This window comes from Mumia flava (genome assembly GCF_002797495.1).
Lineage (GTDB): Bacteria > Actinomycetota > Actinomycetes > Propionibacteriales > Nocardioidaceae > Mumia > Mumia flava.
The window spans coordinates 2,690,100-2,710,866 of the sequence record NZ_PGEZ01000001.1 but is presented as its reverse complement, the minus strand read 5'-3'; the positions used below and the strand labels follow the sequence as shown (position 1 = coordinate 2,710,866).

The 20,767-nt window shown below is 68.2% G+C and carries 15 protein-coding genes; 1 reads left to right on the top strand and 14 read right to left on the bottom strand.

What is annotated here, in order from left to right; translation table 11 throughout:
* Positions 1 to 102 precede the first annotated feature (102 nt).
* Positions 103 to 3,981, bottom strand: a complete 3,879-nt coding sequence (locus CLV56_RS12650; protein WP_039347166.1) for a DNA-directed RNA polymerase subunit beta' — start codon at positions 3,979 to 3,981, stop codon at positions 103 to 105.
* Positions 3,982 to 4,064: 83 nt separating this feature from the next.
* The gene (gene rpoB, locus CLV56_RS12645; protein ID WP_039347170.1) at positions 4,065 to 7,526 is read right to left on the bottom strand and encodes a DNA-directed RNA polymerase subunit beta; all 3,462 of its coding nucleotides are present in this window, start codon (positions 7,524 to 7,526) and stop codon (positions 4,065 to 4,067) included.
* 297 nt (positions 7,527 to 7,823) lie between these two features.
* Here rpoB and CLV56_RS12640 point away from each other — a divergent pair, with 297 nt between their 5' ends.
* The gene (locus CLV56_RS12640; protein ID WP_245857799.1) at positions 7,824 to 8,540 is read left to right on the top strand and encodes a class E sortase; all 717 of its coding nucleotides are present in this window, start codon (positions 7,824 to 7,826) and stop codon (positions 8,538 to 8,540) included.
* Between the two features lie 9 nt (positions 8,541 to 8,549).
* Here CLV56_RS12640 and CLV56_RS12635 read toward each other — a convergent pair whose 3' ends face one another.
* The 12 genes from CLV56_RS12635 to CLV56_RS12580 all read right to left on the bottom strand — a co-directional run bounded on the left by CLV56_RS12635 (position 8,550) and on the right by CLV56_RS12580 (position 20,525).
* Positions 8,550 to 9,275: a hypothetical protein gene (locus tag CLV56_RS12635; protein WP_039347173.1), complete on the bottom strand. Its 726-nt coding sequence runs from the start codon at positions 9,273 to 9,275 to the stop codon at positions 8,550 to 8,552.
* Entirely contained in the window at positions 9,272 to 9,886 is a 615-nt protein-coding gene (locus CLV56_RS12630) for a hypothetical protein (protein ID WP_039347176.1), read from the bottom strand. Before CLV56_RS12630 ends, CLV56_RS12635 begins: the two co-directional genes overlap by 4 nt.
* A complete protein-coding gene (locus tag CLV56_RS12625; protein WP_039347179.1) occupies positions 9,853 to 11,133 on the bottom strand; it encodes an MCE family protein in 1,281 nt (426 codons plus the stop codon). Before CLV56_RS12625 ends, CLV56_RS12630 begins: the two co-directional genes overlap by 34 nt.
* Positions 11,130 to 12,221, bottom strand: a complete 1,092-nt coding sequence (locus CLV56_RS12620; protein WP_100414912.1) for an MCE family protein — start codon at positions 12,219 to 12,221, stop codon at positions 11,130 to 11,132. Before CLV56_RS12620 ends, CLV56_RS12625 begins: the two co-directional genes overlap by 4 nt.
* Positions 12,221 to 13,414, bottom strand: a complete 1,194-nt coding sequence (locus CLV56_RS12615; RefSeq protein ID WP_157805155.1) for an MCE family protein — start codon at positions 13,412 to 13,414, stop codon at positions 12,221 to 12,223. The genes CLV56_RS12620 and CLV56_RS12615 overlap by 1 nt, the downstream gene beginning before the upstream one ends.
* Positions 13,415 to 13,455: 41 nt before the next feature.
* Complete coding sequence (locus tag CLV56_RS12610; protein ID WP_039347266.1) at positions 13,456 to 14,427, bottom strand: MCE family protein; 972 nt, start codon at positions 14,425 to 14,427, stop codon at positions 13,456 to 13,458.
* Positions 14,424 to 15,530, bottom strand: a complete 1,107-nt coding sequence (locus CLV56_RS12605) for an MCE family protein (RefSeq protein ID WP_100414909.1) — start codon at positions 15,528 to 15,530, stop codon at positions 14,424 to 14,426. Before CLV56_RS12605 ends, CLV56_RS12610 begins: the two co-directional genes overlap by 4 nt.
* A complete protein-coding gene (locus tag CLV56_RS12600) occupies positions 15,527 to 16,846 on the bottom strand; it encodes an MCE family protein (RefSeq protein ID WP_039347182.1) in 1,320 nt (439 codons plus the stop codon). The genes CLV56_RS12605 and CLV56_RS12600 overlap by 4 nt, the downstream gene beginning before the upstream one ends.
* On the bottom strand, positions 16,846 to 17,673 hold the full coding sequence (locus CLV56_RS12595; protein ID WP_039347185.1) for an MlaE family ABC transporter permease: 828 nt from the start codon (positions 17,671 to 17,673) through the stop codon (positions 16,846 to 16,848). Before CLV56_RS12595 ends, CLV56_RS12600 begins: the two co-directional genes overlap by 1 nt.
* 2 nt (positions 17,674 to 17,675) lie before the next feature.
* Positions 17,676 to 18,455 carry an MlaE family ABC transporter permease gene (locus CLV56_RS12590; protein ID WP_245857797.1) on the bottom strand — a complete coding sequence of 260 codons (780 nt, stop codon included), beginning with the start codon at positions 18,453 to 18,455 and terminating at the stop codon, positions 17,676 to 17,678.
* Positions 18,452 to 19,426, bottom strand: coding sequence for an ABC transporter ATP-binding protein (locus CLV56_RS12585; RefSeq protein ID WP_039347188.1), 975 nt, complete (start codon positions 19,424 to 19,426; stop codon positions 18,452 to 18,454). Before CLV56_RS12585 ends, CLV56_RS12590 begins: the two co-directional genes overlap by 4 nt.
* A 70-nt stretch (positions 19,427 to 19,496) precedes the next feature.
* Entirely contained in the window at positions 19,497 to 20,525 is a 1,029-nt protein-coding gene (locus CLV56_RS12580) for a DUF6801 domain-containing protein (protein WP_039347191.1), read from the bottom strand.
* Positions 20,526 to 20,767: the final 242 nt, after the last annotated feature.

Genomic DNA, 20,767 nt, shown 5'->3' with positions numbered 1-20,767 from the left:
GACGATCAGAAGGCCCTGACCACGCGCGACACCGCCCGTGACGCACGAGGGCCCCGACCCCCGCGCGCTGCGGGAACCGGGGCCCTGGTGGCCGGAGCTCGATCAGCCGGAGAAGCTGCCGAAGTCGAAGTCGTCCAGCGCCACCGACTGGTCGCCCGAGCCACCGAAGTCGTAGTCGTACGACTCGTAGCCGGTGACCGCGTAGGCCGCCTGACGCGCCTCCTCGGTCGGCTCGACCTTGATCTGGCTGTACCGCTCGAGGCCGGTGCCCGCCGGGATCAGCTTGCCGATGATGATGTTCTCCTTCAGACCGCGCAGCTGGTCCGACTTGCCCTGGATCGCCGCCTCCGTGAGGACGCGGGTCGTCTCCTGGAACGAGGCGGCGCTGAGCCACGACTCGACCGCGAGCGAGGCCTTCGTGATGCCCATCAGCACCGGGCGGCCCGAGGCCGGGGTGCCGCCCTCGGCGACCACGCGGCGGTTCTCCTCCTCGAACTTCGCACGATCGTGCAGGTCACCGGGCAGGAGCGTGGTGTCGCCCTGCTCGATCACCGTGACCCGTCGCAGCATCTGCCGGACGATGATCTCGATGTGCTTGTCGTGGATCGCCACGCCCTGGCTGCGGTAGACCTCCTGGACCTCGTCGACCAGGTGCTCCTGCGCCCGGCGCACACCGAGGATCCGCAGGACCTCCTGCGGGTCGGGGGTGCCGTGCGTGAGCTGCTGGCCGACGCCGACCTCGTCGCCGTCGGCGACGAGGAGACGGGACCGCTTGGTCACCGGGTACTCGTGCGGCTCGGAGCCGTCGTGCGGGACGACGACGATCTTGCGCGACTTGTCGCTGTCGTCGATCTGCACCCGGCCTGCGGCCTCGGTGATCGGCGCACGGCCCTTCGGCTGCCGAGCCTCGAAGAGCTCGACGACACGGGGCAGACCGTGCGTGATGTCGTCACCGGCCACACCACCGGTGTGGAAGGTCCGCATCGTCAGCTGCGTGCCGGGCTCACCGATCGACTGCGCCGCGATGGTGCCGACGGCCTCGCCGATGTCGACGAGCTTGCCGGTGGCCAGCGAGCGGCCGTAGCACTTCGCGCAGGTGCCGGTCCGCGCCTCGCACGTGAGGACGGTCCGCACCTTGATCTCCTCGACGCCGGCCTCGACCAGGGCCGCGATCTCGACGTCGCCGAGGTCACCGCCGCCCGGGACCAGGACCTCGCCCGTCTCCGGGTGCTCGATGTCGACCGCGGCGTTGCGGGCGTACGACGACGTCTCGGCGTTCTCGGCCAGTACGAGGCGGCCGTCGTCCAGACGATCGCCGATGCGCTTCGGCAGACCGCGCTCGGTGCCGCAGTCCTCCTCGCGGATGATGACGTCCTGGCTGACGTCGACCAGACGCCGGGTCAGGTAGCCCGAGTCGGCCGTCCGCAGTGCGGTGTCGGCCAGGCCCTTGCGCGCACCGTGGGTCGCGATGAAGTACTCGACGACCGACAGGCCCTCGCGGTAGTTCGACTTGATCGGGCGCGGGATGATCTCGCCCTTCGGGTTGGCGACCAGGCCACGCATCGCGGCGATCTGACGCATCTGCATCATGTTGCCGCGGGCACCCGACTGGACCATCATCCAGATCGGGTTGTCCTGGCTGAAGGTGTCCTCCATCTGGGCCGAGACCTCGTTGGTCGCCTGGGTCCAGATCTCGATCAGCTCGCTGCGCCGCTCGTCGTCGGTGATCAGACCGCGCTGGAACTGCTTCTGCACCTTCGCGTCCTGGTCCTCGTAGGTCGCCAGGATCTGCTGCTTGCGCTCCGGGGTCACGACGTCCTCGATCGAGATCGTCACGCCCGAGCGCGTCGCCCAGTAGAAGCCGGTGTCCTTGAGCCCGTCCAGCGACGCAGCGACCTCGACCTTGCTGTAGCGCTCGGCGAGGTCGTTGACGATCGTGCCGAGCTGCTTCTTGCCGACCTGGTAGTTGACGTACGGGTAGTCGACCGGCAGCGCCTCGTTGAAGAGGACGCGTCCGAGCGTCGTGTCGAACGTGAACGGCTCGCCCTCGACCCAGCCCTCCGGCGCGGGCGCGCCGGCCGGCGGCACCAGGTCGTCGAAGCGGATCCGGATCTTGCTCTGCAGCGAGATCTCGCCTCGGTCGAACGCCATCCGGGCCTCGGCGGCCGACGCGAACGCGCGGCCCTCGCCCGCGTGTCCCTCACGCTCGAGCGTGAGGAAGTACAGGCCGATCACCATGTCCTGCGTCGGCATGGTCACCGGTCGGCCGTCGGCCGGCTTGAGGATGTTGTTCGTCGACAGCATGAGGACGCGGGCCTCGGCCTGCGCCTCGGCCGACAGCGGCAGGTGCACGGCCATCTGGTCACCGTCGAAGTCGGCGTTGAAGGCCGAGCAGACGAGCGGGTGGATCTGGATGGCCTTGCCCTCGATCAGCTGCGGCTCGAAGGCCTGGATGCCGAGGCGGTGCAGCGTGGGCGCACGGTTCAACAGGACCGGGTGCTCCGCGATGACCTCCTCGAGCACGTCCCAGACCTCGGCGCGCACGCCGCGCTCCACCATCCGCTTCGCGGACTTGATGTTCTGGGCGTGGTTGAGGTCGACCAGCCGCTTCATCACGAACGGCTTGAACAGCTCGATCGCCATCTGCTTCGGCAGGCCGCACTGGTGCAGCTTGAGCTGCGGGCCGACGACGATGACCGAACGGCCCGAGTAGTCGACGCGCTTGCCGAGGAGGTTCTGGCGGAAGCGACCCTGCTTGCCCTTGAGCATGTCGGAGATCGACTTCAGCGGACGGTTGCCCGGACCGGTGACCGGGCGCCCGCGGCGGCCGTTGTCGAACAGCGAGTCGACGGCCTCCTGGAGCATCCGCTTCTCGTTGTTGACGATGATCTCCGGCGCACCCAGGTCGAGCAGGCGCTTGAGCCGGTTGTTGCGGTTGATCACGCGGCGGTACAGGTCGTTCAGGTCGCTCGTGGCGAACCGGCCGCCGTCGAGCTGGACCATCGGACGCAGCTCCGGCGGGATCACCGGGACCGCGTCGAGGACCATGCCGGCCGGCTTGTTGTCGCCGGACATGAACGCGGAGACGACCTTGAGGCGCTTGAGCGCGCGGGTCTTGCGCTGCCCCTTGCCGGTCGCGATCGTCTCGCGCAGGCTCTCGGCCTCGGCCTGCAGGTCGAAGTCCTGAAGGCGCTTCTGGATCGCCGCGGCGCCCATGTAGCCCTCGAAGTACTTGCCGAAGCGGTAGGTCATCTCGCGGTAGAGCAGCTCGTCGCCCTCGAGGTCCTGGACCTTGAGGTTCTTGAAGCGGTCCCAGACCTCGTCGAGGCGGTCGATCTCGCGCTGCGCACGGTCGCGCAGCTGCTTGGCCTCGCGCTCCGCGGCGTCCTTGACCTTGCGCTTGGCGTCGGCCTTGGCGCCCTCGGCCTCCAGGGCCGCGAGGTCCTCCTCGAGCTTCGTCATGCGCTGCTCGATCGAGCTGTCGCGGCGCGACTCGAGCTGCTTGCGCTCGACGTCGATCTTCGCCTCGAGCGAGGGCAGGTCGCGGTGACGCGCGTCCTCGTCGACGGAGGTGATCATGTACGCGGCGAAGTAGATGACCTTCTCGAGGTCCTTCGGCGCGAGGTCGAGCAGGTAGCCGAGCCGGCTCGGGACACCCTTGAAGTACCAGATGTGGGTGACCGGGGCGGCCAGCTCGATGTGTCCCATCCGCTCACGGCGGACCTTCGACCGGGTCACCTCGACGCCGCAGCGCTCGCAGATGATCCCCTTGAAGCGGACACGCTTGTACTTGCCGCAGTAGCACTCCCAGTCCCGGGTGGGACCGAAGATCTTCTCGCAGAACAGACCGTCGCGCTCGGGCTTGAGCGTGCGGTAGTTGATCGTCTCGGGCTTCTTCACCTCACCGTGCGACCAGGCACGGATCTCATCGGCGGTGGCGAGGCCGATCTTGAGCTGATCGAAGAAGTTCACGTCGAGCACGTTGTCTTCTTTCCTTCGTGGTGCGAAATCTGTGGGGAGGGGCTGAACGTGCCGCCCGGCCGGACCGGCCGGGCGGCGGCGGCTCAGACCTCTTCGACGCTGGCGGGCTCTCGACGCGAGAGGTCGATGCCGAGCTCCTCGGCCGCCCGGAACACATCGTCCTCGGAGTCGCGCATCTCGACCGTCGAGCCGTCGGACGACAGCACCTCGACGTTCAGGCACAGCGACTGCATCTCCTTGACGAGCACCTTGAAGGACTCCGGGATGCCCGGCTCCGGCACGTTCTCGCCCTTGACGATCGCTTCGTAGACCTTGACGCGGCCCAGGATGTCGTCCGACTTGATGGTGAGCAGCTCCTGCAGCGCGTACGCGGCGCCGTACGCCTCCAGGGCCCACACCTCCATCTCACCGAAGCGCTGACCGCCGAACTGCGCCTTACCGCCCAGCGGCTGCTGGGTGATCATCGAGTACGGACCGGTCGAGCGCGCGTGGATCTTGTCGTCGACCAGGTGGTGCAGCTTGAGGATGTACATGTAGCCGACCGAGATCGGACCCGGGAACTGCTCCCCGGTCCGTCCGTCGAACAGGTACGCCTTGCCGTCCGGCCCGACCATCCGCTCGCCGTCGCGGTTCGGGAGAGCCGACGACAGCAGACCCTGGATCTCGTCCTCGCGCGCACCGTCGAAGACCGGCGTCGCGACGTTGGAGTCCATCGGGGAACGGTCGGCGCCGATCGAGCGCAGCCGCTCGGCCCACTCCTCCTGGCTGTCGCCGACGTCCCAGCCGGACTTGGCGATCCACCCGAGGTGGGTCTCGAGGACCTGACCGACGTTCATCCGGCCCGGCACGCCGAGCGGGTTGAGCACGACGTCGACCGGGGTGCCGTCCGCGAGGAACGGCATGTCCTCGACCGGCAGGATCTTCGAGATGACGCCCTTGTTGCCGTGACGTCCGGCGAGCTTGTCGCCGTCGGAGATCTTGCGCTTCTGCGCGACGTAGACGCGCACCAGCTGGTTCACGCCCGGCGGCAGCTCGTCGCCGTCCTCGCGATCGAAGACCCGGACGCCGATCACGGTGCCGGACTCGCCGTGCGGGACCTTGAGCGAGGTGTCGCGGACCTCGCGCGCCTTCTCACCGAAGATCGCGCGGAGCAGCCGCTCCTCCGGGGTCAGCTCGGTCTCGCCCTTCGGGGTGACCTTGCCGACCAGGATGTCGCCGTTGGAGACCTCGGCGCCGATCCGGATGATGCCGCGCTCGTCGAGGTCGGCGAGCATCTCGTCGCTGACGTTCGGGATGTCGCGGGTGATCTCCTCCGGGCCCAGCTTGGTGTCGCGGGCGTCGACCTCGTGCTCCTCGATGTGGATCGAGGTCAGCTTGTCGTCCTGGACGACGCGCTGCGAGAGGATGATCGCGTCCTCGTAGTTGTGGCCCTGCCACGGCATGAACGCGACCAGGAGGTTCGAGCCCAGCGCCATCTCGGCGTCGTCGGTGCACGGACCGTCGGCCAGCGGGCTGCCCTTCTCCAGGCGCTGCCCCTCCGTCACCAGCGGGCGCTGGTTGATGCAGGTGCCCTGGTTGGAGCGGCGGAACTTGTCCAGGCGGTAGGTGACGTACGTGCCGTCGTCCTGCATGACCTCGACGTAGTCGGCGCAGACCTCGGTGACGACGCCCGGCGCCTTCGCCGTGGTGACGTCGCCGGCGTCGACCGCGGCGCGGTACTCCATGCCGGTGCCGACCAGCGGCGCGTCGTTGCGGATCAGCGGGACCGACTGACGCTGCATGTTCGAGCCCATCAGCGCGCGGTTGGCGTCGTCGTGCTCGAGGAACGGGATCAGCGCCGTCGCGACCGAGACCATCTGGCGCGGCGAGACGTCCATGTAGTCGACCTCGCCGGCCGGGACCAGCTCGGCCTCACCGCCACGCTGGCGGACCAGGACGCGGTCGTCGACGAACGTGCCGTCGTCGCCGATCGGCGAGTTCGCCTGCGCGATGACGAAGTGGTCCTCGTCGCTCGCGGTGAGGTACTCGATCTCGTCGGTGACGCGACCCTCGACGACCCGGCGGTACGGCGTCTCGACGAACCCGAACGCGTTGATCCGGCCGTACGACGCGAGCGAGCCGATCAGACCGATGTTCGGGCCCTCGGGCGTCTCGATCGGGCACATCCGGCCGTAGTGCGACGGGTGGACGTCACGGACCTCGTACCCGGCGCGCTCGCGCGACAGACCACCGGGGCCGAGCGCGGAGAGACGACGCTTGTGGGTCAGCCCGGCGAGCGGGTTGTTCTGGTCCATGAACTGCGACAGCTGCGAGGTCCCGAAGAACTCCTTCAGCGCCGCGACCACGGGGCGGATGTTGATCAGGGTCTGCGGCGTGATCGCCTCGACATCCTGGGTCGTCATCCGCTCGCGCACGACCCGCTCCATCCGGGCGAGGCCCGTACGGAGCTGGTTCTGGATGAGCTCGCCGACGCTGCGCAGACGGCGGTTCCCGAAGTGGTCGATGTCGTCGGCCTCGACGTAGGTCGAGCCGGCCGCCATCTCCAGCTCGGTCTCGCCGGCGTGGAGCGCGACGAGGTACTTGATCGCCGACACGATGTCGTCGATCGTGAGCGTCTGCTGGTCGAAGGCCTCGGCGGTGCCGAGCTTCTTGTTGATCTTGTAGCGACCGACCTTCGCCAGGTCGTACCGCTTGGAGTTGAAGTAGTAGTTGTCGAGGAGCTGCTGCGCGGCCTCGGTCGTCGGCGGCTCGCCCGGACGGAGCTTGCGGTAGATGTCGAGCAGCGCGTCGTCCTGGCCGGAGGTGTGGTCCTTCTCCAGGGTCGCGCGGATCGAGTCGTACTGGCCGAGCTCCTCGAGGATCTGGGCCTCGGAGAGGCCGAGCGCCTTGAGCAGGACCGTGACGCTCTGCTTGCGCTTGCGGTCGAGACGCACGCCGACCTGGTCGCGCTTGTCGACCTCGAACTCGAGCCAGGCACCGCGCGACGGGATCACCTTGGCGGTGAAGATGTCCTTGTCGCTGGTCTTGTCGGGCATCCGCTCGAAGTAGACGCCCGGAGAGCGGACGAGCTGGGAGACGACGACACGCTCGGTGCCGTTGATGATGAACGTGCCCTTGTCCGTCATCAGGGGGAAGTCACCCATGAAGACGGTCTGGCTCTTGATCTCGCCGGTCTCGTTGTTCATGAACTCGGCGGTCACGAAGAGCGGCGCGGCGTACGTGACGTCGCGGTCCTTGCACTCCTCGACCGAGTTCTTCGGCGGCTCGAAGCGGTGGTCGCGGAACGACAGCGACATCGTCTCCGAGAAGTCCTCGATCGGGGAGATCTCCTCGAAGATCTCCTCGAGGCCCGACTTCGTCGAGACGTCGTTGCGTCCCGCCGCGAGCTGCTGGTCGACCGAGGCCTTCCAGGTGTCGTCCCCGATCAGCCACGAGAAGCTGTCGGTCTGGAGCGACAGCAGCTCGGGCACCTCAAGGGGCTCGGAGATCTTGGCAAAGGAGACGCGGCGGGGATTGGTGGTGGCGACAGTGCGCGAGGAGGCCAAGAGGGGTCCTTCCGAAGGCTCGCAGTTCCCGGGTGCGGCACCGTCCGAACCCATGCCAGAAGACCCCGGTCAAGGGGGTGGGTGCAGGGTGCAGGCAGCGCAAAAAAGTAGTCTAGACGCCGATCCGGGCAGATTTCAACCCAGGCCGTCAAGCCTTCGCCGACGATGATGCGCGAGGACGGGCCTCAGGTCAAGCAACACCGCTGATTCGTTGTGGATCCGCGCGTCGGACCGGCCGCCGGAACCCGGGTGACACCGGGTACCGTGACACACGTAACACCGAGGAGAGGTCCAGTCGTGAGCGTGTCCGAGCCCCCGCCGTCACGCGGCAGCCAGCCGCCGCCGCGCCGCGAGCGGCCCGAGCTCAAGCCGACGCCGAGCCTGCGTCCGGGCAAGATCGCGAGCCTGGTGCTCACGCTCGTGATCGTGGCCGGACTGGGCTGGGTGGCGTGGACCTACGTCGGGACGAACGTCGTCGCCCAGCACCGCGCGGCCGAGGCGATCGTCGGGGCGACCGCCCAGTGGGCGGACGACCGCGGCGGGGACGCCCGCAACGACCCGGTGCGGATGGGCGAGACGATCGCCGTGCTGCGGATCGAGCGGTTCGGCGACGACTTCGAGGTCCCGGTCGTCGAGGGCATCGACGACTCGGCTCTGACCTCCGGCGTGGGCCACTTCCCGGACACGCAGCGGCCCGGGGAGGTCGGCAACTTCGCGGTGGCCGGCCACCGGATCACCAACGGGCAGCCGTTCTCGGCCTTCCCCGACCTGCGCCAGGGCGACCTCGTCGAGGTCGAGACCCGCACGCACGTCTACACCTACGAGCTCCGCGAGGACGGCACCGACACCGTCGTCGACTTCTCCGAGATCTGGGTGCTCGACCCGGTGCCGGGGAAGCCGGATGCGAAGCCCCGCAAGGCCCTGATCACCCTCACGACCTGCTCGGAGATCTTCCACACCGACGACCGGTCGGTCGCCGTCGGTGAGCTCGTCGACACGCGACGGGCCGGCTGAGCGGAGCGATCAGGTCGTCGTGAGCTCGGCCACCAGCCAGGTGCCGTCGACCTTCTCCATCCGCAGCACCACCGACAGGGCAGCCGGTGAGCCCGGCTTGCCCGCCAGAGTCCGTTCCTGGTCGACGAACGCGAGCAGTCGGACCTCCGAGGGGCTGCACTCCTGTCCGCAGGACAGCGGCGCGATCGAGTCCTCGACGATGCCGGCCGTGACCACGAGCTCACGCTGCTCGGCCAGCGAGGACACCTGCGGAGCCAGCTCGGAGTACTCGGCGGCGAAGTCGTCGGTCATGAACTCCGTGGCGCCCTCGAGGTCCTCGTCGATCGTCTCGTGCGAGTACCCGAGGATCTCCGGAATCGCCGCGACCGCCGCGGTGGTGGCCTCGGCCTCGACGTCGACGCGGTCCGTCGCGTCGTTCTCGACGCCGTTGACCGTGAAGAAGGCGATCGCGGCGTACGCGACCGCGACCACCGCCACGACCACGGACACGATCACCAGCGCGCGGGTGCGTCGCCCCCACGGACGGCGTGGCGGCTTCGCGGACGGCGCCGCGGCATCCGGCGCCGCGGTCGCCGGCGCAGCGTCATCGGGAGCAGCGTCATCGGGAGCGCCGTCGCGCGGCGTCGCGTCGGCGGAAGACGCATCGGCCAGCCGCGCGTCCGCCTCCTCCGGAAGGGCACGCTCGGCGCTCGCCGGACGGCGCTTCTCGCCGGCGATGCGTCGACGCGGACTCACGGCGCCTCCTCGGTCGGGTCGGGCTGGTCGGTCGGATCCGGGTCCTCGGTCGGCGCCGGCGTCGCCGGAACGTCCTGCGCACCGGGCAGCGCACTCGCCCCGACCTGCTCGAAGGTGTCGACGAGCCACTCGCCGTCCGTCAGCACCAACGAGATCCGCCACCGCAGACGCGGCTGCCCGTACTGGACGTTCGCCGGCGTCGTCGTGACGTCGATCGCCGCAAGCACCTCGGCGGAGTCGCCGTCGAGACTCTCGATGCCGACCTGGCGGACCTCGCCCTGGGCCTTCACCTTCGTCTCGGCGAACGCGGAGAGCAGATCGCGGGTGGAAGCCTCGAACTGCTCGGCGAGCTCGTCGGTCAGCAGCGGCGTCACCCGCTCGACGTAGGGGTCGAGGTCGGTGACGTCGTAGGTGTTCACAGCAGACGCGAACCGCTCCGCCGCCGACCGCACGTCGGACTGCACGGCGGTGTCGGCGTAGGCCGGAACCTGCGGGCCGCGGACGAGCAGCACCGTCCCCACGACGACACCGGCGAGGGCGAGCGCCCCGAGCAGTCCGAACAACCAGGCGGTTGGGCTCAGCGAGCGACGGCCGGTCCCATCACCATCCACTTCCAGGACTCCTTCCCGAGATCGGCGCCTGCCGGGATCGTGCTGTGCTCGTCGAGAACGAGCTGCTTCGTCGCCACATCGTACGTGCCGAGCGTCACCGGCTCGTCGGGCGTCGCGGTCGTGGACGCCGGGGCGGTCCGGCTCCCCGATCCCGCCTTGCCGGTGCCCCGCGGCTGCTTCTCCTTGCACGTGTACGCGGGGTTCCACTGCGACGGCGTCCGGTTGTAGGGCGTGCGACGGCGCGGGTCTGGCGCGTAGCCCGCGAAGCACGGCTCGTTCGCCGGTTGAAGCGACAGGCTCAGACGCACGCTGGCCAGGCCCGTACGCGAATCAGTTGCGATGATCGAGTAAGCACTCTCCACGCCGTAGGGAGCAATCGCGAGCACCGCCTGGACGCCGTCGAGCTCAGCCACTACCACCTCATTCAGGTCGATCGCAGTGCCGAGCAGCCGCGCCACGCCCGCAGAGTTCTCCGACAGAAACGTCCGCAGTTCTGCGGCAGTCGCAGGGCCGGTGTCGAGCACCGTCCGCAGGTCTGCGTCCGAGGACCGCACCGCCGACGTGAGCCGACTCAGATTCGTGGCGAACGTCCGGATCTCGCTCTGCGACTCCACCTGCGTCTTGAGCACGGTGTTGGACTCGCGGATGAGGGCGGCGGTCACCTCGTACTTCTCCTCCGCGGTCGTGATGAAGGAGCTCGAGGAGTCGATAATCGTGCGAAGGTCGTCCGACGAGCCCTTGAACGCCGTTCCGAGCTCCGTCACGACGGTGCTCAGGTCGTCGGCGTCGACCGACTCCAGCAGCGCCGAGACGTCAGTCAAGAGCGTGCGCGTGTCGATCGGCACCTGGGTGCGCTCGCGCGGCAGGGTCGTGCCCTCGACCAGGTACGGCTCGGAGTCGGTGGCTGGCTGGAAGTCGAGGTACTGCTCGCCGACCGCCGACTTGTTCGCGACCACCACATCGGTGTCGGCGGGGATGTCCACCTCCTCGTCCTCGATCCGGACCTCGACGTCGACGCCGTCGACGGTGAGCCACATGTCGGAGACCTGGCCGACGCTCACGCCCCGGTACGTCACATCGGCGCCGGTGAAGATGCCGCCGGAGTCGGCCATCTCGACGACGACCGAATAGCCGTCCGCACCCCACAGCCGGTCGATCTTGGCGTACTGGGTGCCGACGTAGGCAAGCCCGAGCAGGGTCAGTGCGAGGAATGCGATCAGCTGGATCTTGACCTTGGACGTGATCACGGTGCCACCGCGCTCTCCGCCATGACCGAAGCGAGGTCGTTCCCGCGCAGGTACTGCTTCAGGGAGCGTCGCTCGGCCTTGGTCATCCGCTTGATCGTCTGATAGAAGTCCGTGTCGAAGTCGACGGACACGTTGGTGTAGTCGCCCATCTGATAGCTGGTCGCCTCCGAGACGGTCTCGCCGAGCAGCGCGTCCGGGAACGGGAACGTCGGGAGGACCTCGAGGGCGCTCACCAGGGAGTCGCCGGACTCGGCCAGCTCCGCGAGGATCGGGTCGAGCTGGCGCAGGTCCGAGAGCACCGCCTGCTTCGACCGGACGATCACGTCGGTGCCGACCGTGCTCAGCTTCTCGAGTGATCCAAGCATCCGAACCAGGTTGGCGCGCTGAGCGTCGATCGTCTGCAGCGCCTCCGGCAGATCATCGAGCGCGGTATTGATCGCCTCCTGCTGCTGGTCGGTCGCTCGGGCGAGCTGGTCGATCTGCTCGATCGCCGTGACGATGTCGTCCTTGGAGTCCGAGGCGGTCTCCATGAACTCGTCGAGGCGCCGGAGCACGGTGCGGGTCTCGGCCTCCCGCCCGCCGAGAGCCTCGTTCATCTCGGACGAGATGAGCTGGGCCTTCTCCAGCGCGCCGCCGTTCAGGACGAGCGAAAGCGCGCCGAGCACCTCCTCGATCTCGGGCGTCTGACGCGTCCGCTCGAGCGGGATGCGGTCACCGTCGCCGAGTGTGCCTGAGCCACCGTCCGGCGGCGAGTCGAGCGAGACGAACTTCTCGCCGAGAATGCTGGTCTGGCGGATCGAGGCGATCGCGTCGTCTGGGAGCTCCACATCGTCTCTGACCGCGACCGTGACCACGGCCTGCCAGCCGTCGAGCTCGACATCGGTCACCCGACCGACCGACACGTCGCCGACCTTGACCGCGCTCTGCGGCACCAGGTCGAGCACATCGGTGAACTCGACCTCGACTGTGTAAGGATCGTCGCCGAGATCGGCTCCGCCAGGCAGCGGGAGGTCGCCGGCACTGCTCAAGGTGCACCCGCTGAGCGCCATCGAAGCGACGACGGCGACGGCGATCGGCCGCGCGCGCATCACGCCACCCCCATGGCGTCGGCGAGCCCGCCGTCTGCGGACGGCGGTACAGCGTCGGACCCGTCCGCCGGAGGCGTGTCATTCTCGCCCGAGGGAACTGGCCGGGTCTCCTCGTCCTGACCGGCGCCCGGAACCTGGAGCGCCATCCACTCGAGAACCTGACCGACCGCGCTGCATGTCTCGCGATACTCCGGGTTCTGGTCCGATGCGGCGAAGCAATATGTCTGCACGTAGAGGGGTTCAGTCATCTGGAACCACCGACCGTCCTCGCCCCTGATCGTTGCGCGGGCGTCGATGGTGCCGAGCGTCGGGTTGTAGGCCGCTGCCAGGTTCGCGAGCGCGTCGGGCCCTCGCTGGAGCAGCTTCTTGAGATTGCGCCGCTGCGCGGCGAGCGACCCTGTGACCTCGGCGAGCCCGTCGACGCTTCGCTTGAGGACTTTGCGGTTGTCCTTCACGTAGATCTGGACGTCGGACAGCGTCCCGGCGAGCGTGCGCAACGCCAGCTGCAGGTCGTCGCTCTCGTCGGCCAAGACGGTGGAGACATCCGCGAGGCTCGCGTTGAACTTGCGCACCGCTGCGTCGTTGGTCTCGAGCGCTGCGACCAGCGCCTCGATCTTCTCCACCGAGCCGAACAGCTCCTCCTTGGTGCCGTCAGCGGTCTCCGTGAGCCGCGCGAGCGACCGGATGCTGCGGCGCAGCTCCGGCCCCTTGCCCTCGAGGTTGTCGGCCGACGACTCGAGCAGCCGGCTGAGGTCCCCCTCGGCGTTCGCCCCCTCCGGCCCGAGCAGCGTTGCCATCTCGTCGACCGCCGCGATCGTCTCGTCCAGCTCGGTCGGCACGGCCGTGCGCGACTGGTCGAGAAATGCCCCGTCGTCGAGGGTCGGGCCCTCGCCGGAATAGGCCGGTGTCAGCTGAACGAAACGGTCGCCCACGACCGAGGGCGAGACGATCACCGCCTGCACGTCGGCGGGGATGTCGTACTGCGCGTCCCAGGACATCGTCACCCGTACGGAGGTGCCCCGTGGGTCGAGCGACTCGACCTCGCCGACGTCGACGCCCAGGATCCGCACCTTCGACCCCTCGTACAACGAGATAGTGCGGTCGAAGTCGACGACGAGCGTCTTCTGCTCGTCGCGGGGCAGAACGAAGGCCGTCAGGGCCGCAACGAGCCCTGCGCCCAGGATCCCGGCCACGAGCACCGTCAGAATGCGGCGGAATCGGCTGCGTGGCGCGCTCACAGGCTGCCCACCCCCAGGATGCTCAGCAGGTTGTACATATAACCGTCCAGCCACGGACCGTTCGCGGTGGAGTTCGCCACCAGCGTGTAGTAGGCAGGAAGATGCTCGATCGCCGTGTCGATGTCGTCGCGGTTCCTCTCGAGCACCTCGACCACCCCAGCGAGCCTCCGTAGCGCCGGTTTGAGATCGTCCTGCGTATCGGCGATGAGACCTTCGATTTGCACCGACATCTCTTGGACGCCGACCAGCACGTCGTGGATGGCCTGACGGCGCTGCGAAAGAGCCTCGAACAGCACGCCGCCGTCCTCGAACAGCGTCACGATCTGGTCGTTGCTCGCCGCGAGGACACCAGAGAGACCGTCGACGTTCTCCAGCAGCCTCTCGATCTGCTCGTCACGTGACGCGAGCGTCTCTGACAACGACGTCACGCCCTCGACCGCCTGCTGAAACTCGTCCGGCGTGCGCTCGGTGACGTCGCCCAGAGTGCTCATCGCGTACGCGAGCTGCTCGGTATCGATCTCGGTGGTGGTCTCGGTGAGGTCGGAGAACGCCATCACGATGTCGTAGGGAGGCCGTGTGCGCTCCGCAGGGATGACCTCGCCCTCGGCCAGCGGCTCAGCGCCTGCGGGGTCGAGACTGACGTACATCGTGCCGAGCAGCGTCTTGATCCGCACCGAGGCGGTCGTCTCGTCGAGCAGGCGGTCAGACTCATCCTGCATCCGGAACGAGACCCGGACGGTGTCGCCCTGCAGCTCGAGGTCCTCCACCTCGCCGACCAGCACACCGGCCATCCGGACATCGTCGCCGGCCTTGAGGCCGCCGACCTCGGTGAAGTCGGCTGCATACGTCGGACCGCCACCGATCAGCGGTAGGCGGTCAGCCTGCGCGGCCACGGCGAGAAAGGCGAAGATCAAGGCAAGGCCGACGAACCCGACGACGACCGGGTTGCGCTCACGGATCGGTTTCATCGCACGCACCGTTGCTCACCCTCTCCCTCGACCCGGATCCGCGTTGTTGTACTGAACGTGCGTTCTTGCCCCCATCCGGGCACGCCGCGCAGGGCGGGAAGGCGTCCGTTCACCGCGAGGTCGCAGATGTAGAAGTTGAAGAACGAACCGTACTGACCGGTCGCCCCGAGACGATCGATCTTGATCGGCAGAATCGTCAGCGTCCGGTCGAGCGCCTTGCGGTTCTTCTTCGTCCCGATCTGGGCGGTCCAGGCGCGCAGGTGTTTGAGGTCCGTGCTCAGGTCAGGCCGCACGTCCTCTACGAGCCCCGCAGTCTGCTTCGTCAGCGTCGCGATGTCGTCGAGCGAACCGGTGAGAGCACCGCGGTCGGCGTTGAGGCCGCTGATCAGCTGCTGCAAGGTCTGAATCGTCGTCGTCAGCTCGGTGTCGCGCTCGTTGAATGAGGACAGCACGGTCGTGAGGTTGTCGATCACGTCGCCGATCAGCTCGTCACGGTCAGCAAGCGTGTTCGTCACCTGCGCCGTGCTGTCGAGCAGCGACTCGACCGTGCCTCCCTCACCCTGGAGTACCTGGATGAGCTCGTACGTGAGCTGATTGGTGTCCTCGGGCGACAGCGCTTGGAACAGCGGCTTGAACCCGGCGAACAGGACGGTCAGGTCGAGCGCCGGCGCAGTCCGTGCCAGCGGGATGATCTCGCCCGGTTCGAGGGGAGTGGTGTCGCCATCCGCGCCCTCGCTCAGCGACAGGTAGCGCTGCCCGATCATGTTCCGGTAGCGCAGGTCGGCGTGGGTGCTGCGGGTCAGTGCGACGTCGGTGTCGACGGAGAAGGTGACCTCGGCGGTGGAGTCCGATGCCACCTCGACCTCGTCGACGGTGCCGACGCGGACGCCTGCGACCCGGACGTCGTCTCCCTCGACGAGACTGGTCACGTCGGCGAAGACCGCCCGGTAGCGATAGGTGTCGCTGAACGTGACGTTGCCGATCACCACCACGAGAGCGGCGGTCAGGAGCCCCGTGATCGCCATGAAGATGATCAGCTTGACCAGGGCACCCGTCGTCTTGCGGTCAAGACGAGGGTCGAGCTTGCGGCGGCGGTTCGTCATCCGAGCGTCACCTCGGCTCCACGCAGGGCGGGACCGACCAGCGCCGGCGCGACGTCCGGCACGTCGTCGACGGTGGTGCCGAGGGCAGGGGCCAGCAGTGCGTCGATCTGCTCCTCCTCCAGTGCTGTGCCGACCGGGCTCAGACGTGTCGTCGGCGACGCGAGCGGCTTGGTCTTGCCGAGCTCACCCGTGATGCCGAGCGCCTCCAGAGCCGAGTCCGGAAGCCCGTCGGCCGGGTTGGCGGCGGACAGACCGGGGTCGGGCAGACCGGAGCAGGTCGGATCGAACGACCCCGGGCCCTCGGCCACCCCTGGAGTCTCGGCCGCGTCGTCGTTGTCGTACTCCCGCGAGGTGCGCGGCACAATGTTGATCGTGGCGTGGACGCGGTGGTCGCGGACGACGCTGTCGATCGTCGGCTTCAACGTGTCGAGCCCCTCGAGCACGCACCCGATCGTGGGCGAGTACTCCGCCAGCAGGTCGAGGGTCGGCTGCGACTCGCGCGTCAGCGTGATGAAGTCCTCCCCGGTGGTCTGGAGGAACGCGTCGGCAGTAGCGGCGAAGGCCGTGGTCTCGACGAACAGCGACTGCAGCTGCGCACGGCGCCCGACCAGCGTGTCGCCGGTGACCACGGCGTTCCGCAGCGTGGAGCCGATCTCGGGCATGACCTCGGCGTACGTCTGCGCCGCTTCGCCGAGCGCGGTGACGTCCTCCATGATCTCCGGCGCCAGCGGCGTGATCTTCTGCAGATAAGCTTCGAGAGTCTCGATGCTCTGCCCGATCGTCTCCCCCTGCCCTTCGAGAGCTTCCGACAGCGCCGTGAGCGTGTAGGACAGCTCGGCGGGATTGAGTGCTTCCAGCAGCGGGTCGAGGTCGATCAGGAGCGTCTCGATCTCGGCCGGGAGCTCGGCTTGCACGATCACGTCCCCCGCCTCGATGGCCGTCCCAGCCGACTCGGTGACCGGCTGGAGATCGACGAACTTCTCGCCGAAGAGAGTCTTGGGCACGACCAGCGCCTCGACGTCGGACGGGATCTGCGCCTGGTGGTCGGGGTCGATCCGCAGATGGATCTCGGGCTCGCCGCTCTCGATCGTCACGTCCTCGACTCGACCGACGATGACTCCACGGAGCTTCACGTCGGCGTTGTCGTTGAGCTGCAGGCCCGCGCTGCGCGCCTGCACCGTCACCGGCACGTCGCCGCTGAACGCCTTCGTGAAGACCGCGTACGTTGCGAACACCGCGCCGACCATCGCGGCCAGCATGACGACGCCGAGCAGCCGGACGACCACGGGCTTGTCGAGAGTCTGCGTACGTGCCATCAGCCGGCCAGCCTCACCGTCGTCGTCGTGCCCCAGATCGCCATCGACATCATCAGGTCGACCACGTTGATCAGGACGATCGAGGTCCGGACCGCACGGCCGACCGCCACACCGACGCCGACCGGGCCGCCGGACGCGAAGTAGCCGTAGTAGCAGTGCACGAGGATCACGACGATCGCGAACACGATCACCTTCACCAAGGACCAGAGGACGTCCTCGGGCGGGAGGAACTGGTGGAAGTAGTGGTCGTACGTGCCCTCGCTCTGCCCGTACACCGCCGTGACGGTGAAGCGGGTCGCGGCGTACGAGGCGTAGAGCCCGACGAGGTACAGCGGGATGATCGCGAGCATCCCGGCGATCACCCGGGTCGTCACGAGGTACGGGAGCGACGGGATCGCCATCACCTCGAGCGCGTCGACCTCCTCGCTGATCCGCATCGCGCCGAGCTGCGCGGTGAAGCCGCAGCCGACGGTCGCGGCGAGCGCGATCCCGGCGACCAGGGGCGCGATCTCGCGGGTGTTGAAGTACGCCGAGAAGAAGCCCGAGAAGGCGCCGGTGCCGAGCTGGTCGAGCGCGGTGTAGCCCTGCAGGCCGACCTCGGTACCGGTGAAGAAGGCCATGGCCGTGATGACGCCGATCGTGCCTCCGATGACCGCGAGAGCGCCGCGGCCGAACGTGACCTCCGACAGCAGCCGGAGAATCTCCTTCGGATAGTGGATGAGCGTCCGCGGCACCCAGGCGAGGACGCGCAGGTAGAACGCGAGCTGGCGCCCGAGGAGATCGAGGCCGGTCAGGGGTCGCCGAGCGGCGCTGCGCAGGTCGGACATCGCTAGAAGGCCTTCTGCGGGACGAGCTGGAAGTACAGCGCGCTCATCACGAAGTTCGCGAGGAAGAGCAGGAGGAACGTGATGACGACCGACTCCATCACTGCCTGACCGACGCCCTGGGGCCCACCGTCCGCGTGCATGCCCTTGTAGGCGGCCACGATCGCGGCGATGAACCCGAACACGAGCGCCTTCGCCATCCCCTGCCAGAGGTCGGGCACCTGGGCGAGCGCGGTGAACGACGCGAGGTACGCACCGGGCGTACCGCCTTGGAGGACCACGTTGAAGTAGTAGCCGCCGAGCACGCCGACGACGCTCACCATGCCGTTGAGGAAGACCGCGACCAGCATGCAGGCGATGATCCGCGGCACGACGAGGCGCTGGATCGGGTCGATGCCGAGCACCATCATCGCGTCGAGCTCTTCACGGATCTTGCGGGCACCCAGGTCGGCCGCGATCGCCGAGCCGCCGGCCCCGGCCACGAGCAGCGCGGTGGCGATCGGACCGGCCTCGCGAAGCACCGCGAGCACAGCAGCCGACCCGGTGAAGGACTGGGCGCCGAACTGCTGGATCAGACTGCCCGCCTGGAGCGCGATCACGGCGCCGAACGGGATCGCTACCAGCGCGGTCGGGATGATCGTCACCGAGGCGATGAACCACGCCTGCTGGATCATCTCGCGAAATTGGAACGGGCGACGGAACATCGCCAGCACGGCATCCGCGCCGAAGGCGAAGAGCTTGCCGGCCGTGCCGATCGGGCGGGTGATGACGGCGGCGGCGCTCACGCAGCACCGCCGGCCCCGACGGCCAGCCCGGCCGCGGCCGACTCCGAGGCGAACGAGCCCGGCGGCGGCGTGACGCCGTTGCGGCGGCACCACTCCCCCGGCGGGGACTGGGTGCGACGGAGCAGTCCGCTCGAGGGAGCGAGCTGGAGCGGGATCGGGGGAAGGGCCGGCATCGCGTACTGCGACTCGCCGGCGAGCTCGTCCTCGTCCTTCTCCTCGCTCATCCCGATCGGACCCTGGCGCTGGGCGTTCAGGAACTGGCTGACGACCGGCTCCGAGCTCGACAGCAGCATCTCGCGCGGCCCGAACATCGCCAGGTGACGGTGGTAGAGCAGCCCGATGTTGTCCGGGACCGTCCGGGCGGTGTTGATGTCGTGCGTGACGATCAGGAACGTCGCCTCGATCTGGGCGTTCAGGTCGATGAAGAGCTGGTTGATGTAGGCCGTCCGGACCGGGTCCAGACCGGAGTCCGGCTCGTCGATCAGCAGGATCTCGGGCTCGAGGACGAGGGCGCGAGCCAGCCCTGCTCGTTTGCGCATCCCGCCCGAGATCTCGCCAGGGAGCTTGGTCTCCGCGCCGGCGAGGCCGACCATCTCCATCTTCTCCATGACGATCTCGCGGATCTCGGTCTCGTTCTTGCGCGTGTGCTCGCGCAGCGGGAACGCGACGTTGTCGTACAGCGTCATCGAGCCGAACATCGCGCCGTCCTGGAACAGCACACCGAACAGCTTGCGCACGTCGTACAGCTCCCGCTCGCTGCAGGTGGCGATGTCGGTGCCCTCGATGAACACGTGCCCCTCGTCGGGCTTGATCAGGCCGATGATCGTCTTCAGGAAGACGGACTTGCCCGTGCCCGACGGGCCCAGCATCACGCTGATCTCGCCGGCCGGGAGCGTCAGACTGACATCACGCCAGATCATCTGCTTGCCGAACGCCTTCGTCAGGCCCTCGACACGAACCTCGGTTCCCATGAGCCGTTTTCTCCTTCGGGGGGACAGGGTCCCCGGGATGTCTCCCGGGGACCCACCAGGATGAACCTGCTCAGGCCTTCGATCGCCGCCGGTTGCGGATCCCGAGCGCGACCCGGCCCACGACGGCCGCAGCGAGCACGGCGATCAGGCCGAGTCCGAGCGGTGAGCCGGTCGCCGGCAGCGCGGTCGTCGTGTACGAGGCCACGTCCGAGCTGTCACCGCCCGAGCCGCCGTCACCGTCGTTGCTGTAGTCGGCGCCCTCGGGGTTGTTCGGGTCCTCGGGGTTGTACGGGTCGTAGGGTGGCTCCTCGTCCGAGCCACCGCCGCCGTTGCCACCGTTGTCGCCACCGCCGCCGTTTCCGCCGTTGCCACCGTCATCCGGCTCCTCGCCAAGCGGGCACTCGATCTGAGTGCATCCTTCGCCGACGGCGATCGTGCCGATGATGCGGTCCGCCGGCTCGTCGGAGTTGCGGACACAGTTCAGGACCGCGGGCACACTCGGTGTACCGACCGTACCGAGGACCGGCGGGTCCAGGAGTGCGTCGAGGACGAACCTCTTGGGCATCTGGACATAGATCAGACCGTTGCCGTCCGGAAGGTCGGGAACCGTGATGGCTTCGACGGTGCCGGCAGCCGGGATCGTGTGGGACCCACTGTTCGGGAGGGTCGTCCAGTCGGACTCGAGGCCGACGACCTGGGGCTGCAGCTCACCGACCACCTCGCCGCCGACTGCCACGCCCTGGATGAACACCGTGGACGATGCGGTGCCTGCCACCCGGTCGACCTCCATGTCGTCTCGGACACGGTCTACCAGCGGTGCAGGCATCACGAGGTCGAGCTCTGCCCGGGTCTGCGGAATCGTGTCTCCGCTCGCGACGGTGTCGGGAAGGGTCGTCCGCGCATTCACCAGGAACTCGCGAGGACCACCCATCGCGGCGTCGACGGCGAAGTGCTCGGCCGTGCAGGTGTACGAAACCTGGTTGATCGATGCAGCGGCTGCACTGGCCGGCGCGGCGACCGAGACCTGCAGGCCGGCGACAGCCAGGCCCGCGGCGGCGGTGAGGCCGAGGCCTCGTCGGATGTGAGCGCTGAGGCTCATCGGTTCTCCCTCCCAAGCGAACCCATGGACGTCGCGGGTTCACCACACGGCTACCCCCGAGTAACAAGGTGGACTGTAACCGGAAGTTTCACTGTGGCACAACCCACAATCTACTGTGCGACATCTCACAACCGAATCCCACGGGATTCAGGTCACGAGTTGGCAACACGGAGCAGCCGCCGAGGGTCGGGATCGAGGCCGTCGGGGCACCGCCGGCCTCCACGGACACGACGACGGGCGCC

What these genes read in the sequence shown, in the direction of transcription:
- CLV56_RS12620 (WP_100414912.1), bottom strand. Translation starts at nt 12,221, where the DNA reads ATGCGCGCGCGGCCGATCGCCGTCGCCGTCGTCGCTTCGATGGCGCTC.
- CLV56_RS12610 (WP_039347266.1), bottom strand. Translation starts at nt 14,427, where the DNA reads ATGAAACCGATCCGTGAGCGCAACCCGGTCGTCGTCGGGTTCGTCGGC.
- CLV56_RS12605 (WP_100414909.1), bottom strand. Translation starts at nt 15,530, where the DNA reads ATGACGAACCGCCGCCGCAAGCTCGACCCTCGTCTTGACCGCAAGACG.
- CLV56_RS12600 (WP_039347182.1), bottom strand. Translation starts at nt 16,846, where the DNA reads ATGGCACGTACGCAGACTCTCGACAAGCCCGTGGTCGTCCGGCTGCTC.
- CLV56_RS12595 (WP_039347185.1), bottom strand. Translation starts at nt 17,673, where the DNA reads ATGTCCGACCTGCGCAGCGCCGCTCGGCGACCCCTGACCGGCCTCGAT.
- CLV56_RS12585 (WP_039347188.1), bottom strand. Translation starts at nt 19,426, where the DNA reads ATGGGAACCGAGGTTCGTGTCGAGGGCCTGACGAAGGCGTTCGGCAAG.
- CLV56_RS12580 (WP_039347191.1), bottom strand. Translation starts at nt 20,525, where the DNA reads ATGAGCCTCAGCGCTCACATCCGACGAGGCCTCGGCCTCACCGCCGCC.